Annotated in this window: 6 protein-coding genes; 1 reads left to right on the top strand and 5 read right to left on the bottom strand. The window is 61.4% G+C overall.

From position 1 onward, the window contains the following. Window positions 1-106: 106 nt before the first annotated feature. Entirely contained in the window at window positions 107-997 is an 891-nt protein-coding gene (xerC, locus tag LOY52_RS13615; RefSeq protein ID WP_027611947.1) for a tyrosine recombinase XerC, read from the top strand. Here the strand turns inward: xerC and LOY52_RS13610 are convergent, their stop codons facing one another. The 5 genes from LOY52_RS13610 to arnT form a co-directional block, all read right to left on the bottom strand. Further along, window positions 998-2,056 (bottom strand): ABC transporter ATP-binding protein, encoded by a 1,059-nt coding sequence (locus tag LOY52_RS13610; protein ID WP_258674317.1) that lies wholly within the window; start codon window positions 2,054-2,056, stop codon window positions 998-1,000. Next, window positions 2,053-3,648, bottom strand: coding sequence for an iron ABC transporter permease (locus tag LOY52_RS13605; RefSeq protein ID WP_258674316.1), 1,596 nt, complete (start codon window positions 3,646-3,648; stop codon window positions 2,053-2,055). The genes LOY52_RS13610 and LOY52_RS13605 overlap by 4 nt, the downstream gene beginning before the upstream one ends. A gap of 3 nt (window positions 3,649-3,651) precedes the next feature. Beyond that, window positions 3,652-4,665: an iron ABC transporter substrate-binding protein gene (locus tag LOY52_RS13600; protein ID WP_258674315.1), complete on the bottom strand. Its 1,014-nt coding sequence runs from the start codon at window positions 4,663-4,665 to the stop codon at window positions 3,652-3,654. Window positions 4,666-4,851: 186 nt separating this feature from the next. Beyond that, on the bottom strand, window positions 4,852-6,369 hold the full coding sequence (locus LOY52_RS13595; RefSeq protein WP_258674314.1) for a glycosyltransferase family 39 protein: 1,518 nt from the start codon (window positions 6,367-6,369) through the stop codon (window positions 4,852-4,854). Continuing rightward, window positions 6,366-8,087, bottom strand: a complete 1,722-nt coding sequence (gene arnT / locus LOY52_RS13590) for a lipid IV(A) 4-amino-4-deoxy-L-arabinosyltransferase (RefSeq protein ID WP_258674313.1) — start codon at window positions 8,085-8,087, stop codon at window positions 6,366-6,368. The genes LOY52_RS13595 and arnT overlap by 4 nt, the downstream gene beginning before the upstream one ends. Between the last annotated feature and the right edge of the window lie 79 nt (window positions 8,088-8,166).

Genomic DNA, 8,166 nt, shown 5'->3' with positions numbered 1-8,166 from the left:
GTACATTGCATTTGTTAGTTGTTGTAGTGCTGTACATTTTTTACTCAAGGTTTAACGTTTGATTGATTTAGTTGCTGCACCCCCCGACGCTCCAAAAACCAACCCGATGAGCCTGTACCTCGCGCGTTTGGCGCCCTCCAGCCAACTGACCATGCGCTATGTGCTGCAAGATGCGGCCGATCGCCTGGGCTTTGAAGACATGAATGTCGAAGAGATTCCCTGGCATGCCTTGCAACCGGAAGATGTTGTAGCGCTGGTCGCTGCATTACGCGCAGACAACTACGCACCGAACACTTCTTCGTTGTATGTGAATGCGGTGCGCGGCGTCATGAATGAGGCCTGGCGCATGAGTCTGATCAGCCAGGAACATCTTCTGAAGATGCGTTCGGTCAAGGGCATCGCCGGCACGCGGCTGTCTCAGGGGCGCAATCTCAAGCGCACGCTGATTCACGAATTGATGGAAGTCTGCGCCGCCGACCCACGCCCGCAGGGCCTGCGTGATGCGGCAATCATCGCGCTGCTGTACGGCACCGGCATGCGCAAGTCGGAATCGGTGGATCTGGACCTGAATCAGGTCGACTTCAGCGAGCGCAGCCTGTGCGTCACAGCCAAGGGCAACAAGCAGTTGATCAAGTACGCGCCGGCATGGGCGTTCAGCAAGCTCGATGCATGGCTCGAACTGCGCCGCTCGCAGCTCAAGGAAGGCGAGAGCGACGATGCCTTCCTGTTCAACCGTATCCGCCGTGGCAGCCACATCACCCGCGAGCGCATCACCAAGCATGCGATCTACTACATCGCTCGCCAGCGCGGCACGCAGGTCGGGGTGAAGATCATGCCCCACGACTTCCGTCGCTCGTTCATCACTCGGGTGATCGAAGAGCACGACCTGTCGATCGCGCAGAAACTGGCGCATCACAGCAACATCCAGACCACCGCCAACTACGATGTGCGCGATGACAACGAGCGGCGGCGGGCGGTGGATCGCTTCGATCTCTGATCAGCTCAGGCCAAACACATGCGCCGCACCGAGTACCGACAGCTGCACCGCGCTGCCGGCGGGCGGCGCGTGCATGCCGGAGCTGCGCACCAGAATCGAACGGGCCGGATCCTGAGTCGCGGATGAACTCAGTTCAACCGTCAAGGTGCAGGTATTGCCGGCGAAATCACGGTCGGTGACCAGCGCATGGCAGCCTTGGCTGTCAGACGCCAGTTCGGCGATCTGCAATTGTTCGGGGCGCAGCATGATCTGTGCAGCGCCGCTGAAGCCGTTGCTGTTCACCGCCACCTGACCCAGATCGCAATGCGCCCAACCCGCTTCGATCCGCGCCGGCAGGACCACCGCTTCGCCGAGAAAGTGCGCGGTCTGCTCATCCTGCGGATAGCGGTAGAGATCCATCGGATGCCCGGACTGCACCAGCCGGCCGCTGCGCATCACCGCCAATTGATCGGCAAACGACAACGCTTCGCTCTGATCGTGGGTCACCAGAATAGTGGTGACGCCAGCGTCTTCGAGCAGGCGCGCGACCATTTTGCGCATGGCACTGCGTAAACCGGTGTCGAGGGCTGAGAACGGCTCATCGAGCAGCATCAGCCGTGGCTGTTGCGCCAGAGCGCGGGCCAGCGAGACCCGCTGTTGCTGGCCACCGGACAATTCGTGGGGCCAACGGTTGGCCATGTTGGCGTCGAGGGCGACGCTGTCCATCAACTCAAGGATGCGCTGGGTGCGGGCCGCACCGGTCAGGGCCAGGCCGAAACCGATGTTCGCCGCCACCGTCATGTGCGGGAACAACGCGCCGTCCTGCGGGACGTAGCCGATCTGCCGTTGATAGGCCGGCACCGCGTGGCTGCGGTCGACCAGCGTCTGGCCGTTGAGGGTGAGGCTGCCGCTGTCGGGAAACTCGAACCCGGCGATCATCCGCAGCAGCGTGGTCTTGCCGGAACCGGAGGGACCGACGATCACCGTGCGGCTGCCGGTCGGCACGTTGAGGCTGACGTCGTCGAGCGCCTTTTGCGCGCCGAAGGTTTTACTGAGGTTGTGCAGTTCGAGAGCGTTCATCGGCCAGCGGTACGCCTGGATTGGTGATAGAGAATGGCCGTCAGCGGCAGGGAAAGCAGGATCATCAGCAGCGCATACGGCGCTGCGGCGGCGTAATCGATTTCGCTGGTCATCGCCCAGAATCCGGTGGCGAGGGTGTGCGTGCCATTGGGCGCGAGCAGCAGGGTCGCGGTCAGCTCGTTGGTGATTGCCAGAAACACCAGCGCCGCACCCGCCGCCGCGCCGGGAGCCGCCAGGCGCACGGTGATCAGCCACAATGCGCGCACAGGGGAACGGCCAAGGCTTTGCGCAATGTTTTCCAGCTCGACCGGGGCCTGCGCGAACCCCGCGCGCAGGCTGACCAGCGCCCGCGGCAGGAACATCAGCAGGTAAGCCAGCAGCACGGTGATGGTGGTCTGGTAGATCGGACGGGCGAAATGAATGGTCACGGTGACCAACGCCAACGCGACGACAATGCCGGGCAGGGAACTGGTGATGTAGTTGCAGCCTTCCAGCAAGCGCTGCAGTTTGCCCGGCGAGCGGATCGACAGCCACGCAATGGGAATCGCCGCGACACTGGTCAGCAATGCACCGGCCACTCCGTAGGACAAGGTCTGCAGCAACGCTGGCAACAGCTCGTCGCCTTGCCAGACCTGTACGCCACCGGCCAGCAGCCAGCGACCCAGCGTGAGCAACGGCACACCGAGTGCCAGCAGACAGGTCAGGGTTTGCAACAGTAACGCCAGAGTTGTCGCGCTACGCCCCAGTTGCACGCTGCGCTGGTCCCGGGCGCTGCCGGAACCGACTCGCGCATAGCGGGCGTTGCCACGGGCGGCAGATTCGGCGGTGAGCATCGCCAGACAGCACAGCGCCAGAACCCCGGCGAGCATGTTGGCGGCCGCGCCGTTGAAGGTCGACTTGAACTGATCGAAGATCGCCGTGGTGAAGGTGTCGAAACGGATCATCGCGTACAAGCCGTACTCGGCCAGCAAATGCAGACCGACCAACAACGCGCCACCGCAAATCGCCAGCCGCAGTTGTGGCAACACCACCCGAAAGAACACCGCCCACGGCTTGAGTCCCAAGGATTGCGCGACGTCTTCAATCGCCGGATCGAGACGGCGCAAGGTTGCGGCAATCGGCAAATACAGAAACGGAAAATAGGCGATCACCGACACCAACACACCGGCCGGCAGACCGTGGATCGACGGAATCAGGCTGACCCACGCATAACTGTGGACGAACGCCGGCACCGCCAGCGGAGCCACCGCCAGCACTGACCACAGGCGTCGGCCGGGCAGGTTGCTGCGTTCGGTCAGCCAGGCCAGGGTAGTTCCAAGCACGATGCACAGCGGCAGGGTGATCAGCACCAGCAGCACAGTGTTGATCAGCAGTTCGCCGACCCGTGGGCGAAAGATCAGGGCTTCGATGGTCGCCCAGCCGGTGTACCACGCCACGCCGATCACGAACGCGATCGGCAGCAGTGACAACAACGACACCAGCACCGCCGAGCTCACCACCCATGAACTGCCACGCCCGGCCAGCGTGCGGGGCGGGTGAAGGAGGCTGGCGGCGGCCGTCGCAACGGCCGGTGCAGGCAAGGTTTCGCGCATCACTCAGAGCAATCCGGCCTGGGTCATCAGCTCGACGGCTTTTTTGCTGTCGAGGGTCGACGCATCGACTTTCGGCGCGTCGAGGGTTTTCAGCGGAGTCAGCTTCGGATTGGACGGCGCGTCTTTACCCACGGCGTATTCGAAGGAGGTGCCGGTTTCGAGAACTTCCTGACCTTCCTTGCTGGTGATGTATTTGACAAACTTCTGCGCTTCATCCTGATGCTTGCTCGAGGCCAGCACGCCAGCGCCGGAGGTGCTGACGAACGCGCCCGGATCCTGATGTTTGAAGTAGTACAGCTTGGTGTTTTTGCTGTTTTCGCCGGTCTTGGACTGATCAACGAAGCTGTAATAGTGATAGATCACGCCGCTTTCGATCTGCCCGGCGTTCACCGCTTTGAGCACCGCACTGTTGCCGCGATAGATCGTGGCGTTGGTCTTCATGCCCTTGAGCCATTCCAGCGTGGCAGCTTCACCTTTCTGTTGCAGGACGGCGGCGACGATTGCCTGGAAGTCCGCGCCAGCCGGGGAGGCGGCCCAGCGGCCTTTCCAGGCCGGGGTGGCGAGGTCGAGCAGGGATTTGGGCAGGTCTTTTTCAGTCAGCTTGTTCGGGTTGTAGACGAACACGGTGGAACGGGCAGCGATGCCGACCCAATTGCCGTGGGCCGGTCGATAGGCGGAATCGACTTGCTCAAGGGTTGTCGGCGCCAACGGGGCGAACAGTTTGGCATTGTCCACCAGCACCATCGCCGGGGAGTTCTCGGTGAGGAATACGTCTGCCGGTGAGGCGGCGCCTTCCTGCACGAGCTGGTTACCCATCTCGGTGTCGTCGCCGTTGCGAATGGTCACCGGGATCCCCGTTTCTTCAGTGAACCCGGCCACCCAGGCTTTGGTCAGCGTTTCGTGCTGAGCGTTGTAAACCACCAGACCCACCGAATCGGCGGCAAAAGCCTGCCCGGTGCCGAGCAACGCAGTGGCCAGCAATGCGCGCTTGAAGAAGGATGGAAAGCGTGGATTCATTCGGGCAGCTCCTGTTTTCAGACGTTATGAGCAAACCCTCGCAGGAAACAATGCGAACGATTTGCAAGTGTCGAGTCGCGGCAATGTAGGGTGGCAAATGAGAAAAAAACGTCAAAGAAGCCGTTAATACTTGTCATTGCCATTCAAATTTACCGCGACTCTCTCCTTTTGTCTTAACGTCATTGCTCAGGAGTGGGGAATGTAAGCCACGCTCTGGTCTGCACGCCCGTGGAATACCTGTTCGCCACGGGTCGGGGTGGTGGTGATGACCTGGTGATCAGCCTTCAGCGCATCGAGTGGCACGGCGTCACCGGAACGGTATTGCGCGACGAAAATCGTGCGTTGCGGATCCCAATGTTCCCCGCTGGTCCTTTCCAGCCAGGCGATCAGCGTCGCGGTGTCGCCATTGTGCGGGAAGTCCTCGATCGTTTCCGGCACGTAGTAGAACGGTGCACCACCGGTTTGCAGGTACATCGGCACTTTGTTGTCGACCTCGATCATGACCATGCGCCATTGATTCAATGGTGCCTGCTGACTGGCCTGTTCGCGTACCTGTTCGCCGAAGCGGATAACACCGCCGCCGCTGTTGGTCCATGGGTAAAGCACACCCAGTACCGCAGCGAGCAACACAGTAGTGACAGCGAAGCCGATCTTCAGCCCACGGCCTTCGCTGTTGCGGGCGGCCATGCGCCGGGTCACCCACCAGGCACCCAGCAATTGCGCGAAGGGCACCAGCGGCAACACGTAATAGCTGCGGCGACTGCCACTGGCGGTGAAGAACAGCATCAGCAACGCGAGCCCTTGAATCAGCCAGCGGGTATCCGGTTCGATGTGCTTCCAGTTGCTCGCTGCCACCCATAAGGCAATCAACCAGCACGGCGCCCAGGGCAAGGTGTAGACCGGCAGGTAGATCAAGTAGGTGTAAATCGGTCCGAACTGATCGAACGGCTGGAAAAACCGCACGACGTTTTCACGCAGCACCAGGCCGAGGCCGCTTTGTTCGTAGTTGGGCGCACCGTAGAGGTGAGACAACAGGAACGGCGCCATGTAAAACGCCCCGGCGATCAATAGTGCGCCGAACAGTCGCAGGTTCAGGTGGCGTTTCCAGCGGTGTTCACTGAGCAGGTGCGGCAGCAGCACCAGCCCCGGCAGGATGAAACCGATCAGGCCTTTGAACAGCGAGGTCAGCGACAGCAGGCCGAAGAACACCACGTAGCGCCAGAAGCGGGTGTCATCCGGGCCGCGCCAGTACCACCAGACGGCCGCCAGCACACCGCAGACGGTGAGAATGTCGGCGGTGGCGACTCGCGCCCAGAACACGAAATAGAAGGTGGTCGCCAGCATCCAGCCGGCGATCAGCCCGGTGCCTTTGCGAAACAGTTGCTCGCCGATCAGGTACACCAGCCACACGCTGAACCACGCGGAAATCACCGAAGACAGGCGCAACGACCAATGCCCCAGTCCGCCGGTGAACCACGAGGTGGCGGTGATCAGCCAGTACGACAGCAGCGGTTTGTCGTAATAAGGACTGCCTTTGAGATAGGGATCGAAATAGTCGCCGCTTTGCAGCATCTGCAAGGCGATGTTGGCCCAGCGGGTTTCCGGCCCCCACAGCTCGCGACTGCCCAGGCCGAGCAATAACAGCAGGGCAGTCGCCGCCAGCAGAAGCAGCAACGCGCCCCGATCTTTTTTGTCTGCGGTCATGGTTTGCTCTGGGCAAAGATGAAGATTTCCAGGTTGCCGCGCCGGAAGTGCTGACCATCGATCGACAGCAGCTCCAGTTGTTGCTCGTCAGAGGTGCTGTTGACGCGCATCACCACGCCCACCGAGCCTTTCTTGCGCGCTTCGGTCATCCATTCGCCTACGCCGTCGAGGCTGACCTTGCGTGAAGCCATGGCCGGGTCATCGAGGCCGTACTTGAGCTCGCCAACGGTGTTGAACAGGTCGACTTGCGGGCGGCGCAAACGCCATGACAATGCGGAAGCGGCTCCCAGGTCGTTACTCAGCAACGAGTTGGTTTCGCTCAGTTGCTGCTGATGTTCGGCAATGAACTGATCCGGCATCTTGCTGTTGACGATGGTCGCCGGCATCGCGGCCGGCAGCAATGCGACGAGCAGGCCGATGCCCAACGCCGGCATCGCCCACAACGTCAGTGGTCGCAAGGCTTGCAGCGAACCGGCAATCAGCCAGCCGAGCAGCACGATATAGCCCAGCGACAGGCTGAACATTTCGGTGTGTTCGTAAATTTCACGGGTCGCTTGCAGATAGATCAGCGCGACCAGTGCGGCAATGGCCAGCATCACGTTGACCACACCGTTGATGCGCAAGACGCGACCGTTCTGGCGCTCTAGCCAGCCTATCAGCGTGTAGCCCATCAACAGGGCCAGAGGCAGCAGGCACGGCATGATGTAAGTCGGCAGTTTGCCGCTGCTCGCGCTGAAAAAAGCCAGCGGCAGCAGGAACCACAAGGCGAGGAAGGCGATTTTCGGATCACGCTTTTCCCGCCAGGTTCGCAGCAGCGTCGAAGGCAACAGCAGTGCCCACGGCAAGGTGGACGCAAACAGCAGCGGCAGGTAGAACCACCATGGTCGTGCGTGCTGTGCGTCTTCACCGGCGGCGAAGCGGCGGATGTGTTCGTGCCAGAAGAAGAACCGCCAGAAATCCGGTTCACGGGCATGCACGGCCAGTGCCCATGGCACGCTGACCAGCGCGGCCACCGCCACGGCAACCAGTCCATAACGCACCAGTTCACCGAAGCGCCGTTGCCAGATCATGTAGGGCAGGGCGATCAGCACCGGTAGCAGCAGGGCGAGGAAACCCTTGGTCATCAGGCCCATGCCACAAGCGAATCCCAACAAAGCCCAGCCACCCAGGCGCGCGCGTGGTGTGTGGCTGTCGATGGCAAACCAGATCGCCACCAGACTCAGGTTGACCCACAAGGTGAACTGCGGATCGAGGTTGGCATAGCCGGCTTGTCCTGCGATCAGGCCGAAGCTCATATAAAGGAGGGCGCACGCGGCGCTGATTCGCGGGTTGTTCCACAGGCGCCGGGCCAGCAGGTAGGCCAGCCACACGCTAACCCCGGAGCTGAGTGCCGAGGCGATGCGCACGCCGAACAGGTTTTCACCGAAAATCGCCTGGCCGATGGCGATCATCCAGTAGCCGGCAATCGGTTTTTCAAAGTAGCGAATGCCCATGAAGTGCGGCGCCACCCAGTTGCCGCTCTGCAGCATTTCCTGGCTGATCTGCCCATATCGGGTTTCATCGGGAATCCACAGACCGTGGGTCATCAGCGGCAGCAGATAAAACACCACGAATGCCAGCACCAGCCCGGGGATCGCAAAACGCTCGATCAGGGTGCGCTGGTGGAGGCGCGGCAAATTCAACGCCGCATGGTGCAGCGGTTTGTTCTCAGACGTCATGACTGGACCTTGGTGCAGTACAAAGTGTGCGTTTCAGTGACGGCCCGGCAATTTCCGTAGCAGGCGCGGCACTGGGTTG

The organism is Pseudomonas sp. B21-051 (assembly GCF_024748795.1).
GTDB lineage: Bacteria > Pseudomonadota > Gammaproteobacteria > Pseudomonadales > Pseudomonadaceae > Aquipseudomonas > Aquipseudomonas putida_A.
The sequence above is the reverse complement of the archived record's forward strand: the minus strand, read 5'-3'. Positions and strand labels throughout refer to the sequence as shown.

Coding starts and splice junctions, on each gene's coding strand:
- xerC (WP_027611947.1), top strand. CDS start 107: ATGAGCCTGTACCTCGCGCGTTTGGCGCCCTCCAGCCAACTGACCATG.
- LOY52_RS13595 (WP_258674314.1), bottom strand. CDS start 6,369: ATGACCGCAGACAAAAAAGATCGGGGCGCGTTGCTGCTTCTGCTGGCG.
- LOY52_RS13605 (WP_258674316.1), bottom strand. CDS start 3,648: ATGCGCGAAACCTTGCCTGCACCGGCCGTTGCGACGGCCGCCGCCAGC.
- LOY52_RS13600 (WP_258674315.1), bottom strand. CDS start 4,665: ATGAATCCACGCTTTCCATCCTTCTTCAAGCGCGCATTGCTGGCCACT.
- arnT (WP_258674313.1), bottom strand. CDS start 8,087: ATGACGTCTGAGAACAAACCGCTGCACCATGCGGCGTTGAATTTGCCG.
- LOY52_RS13610 (WP_258674317.1), bottom strand. CDS start 2,056: ATGAACGCTCTCGAACTGCACAACCTCAGTAAAACCTTCGGCGCGCAA.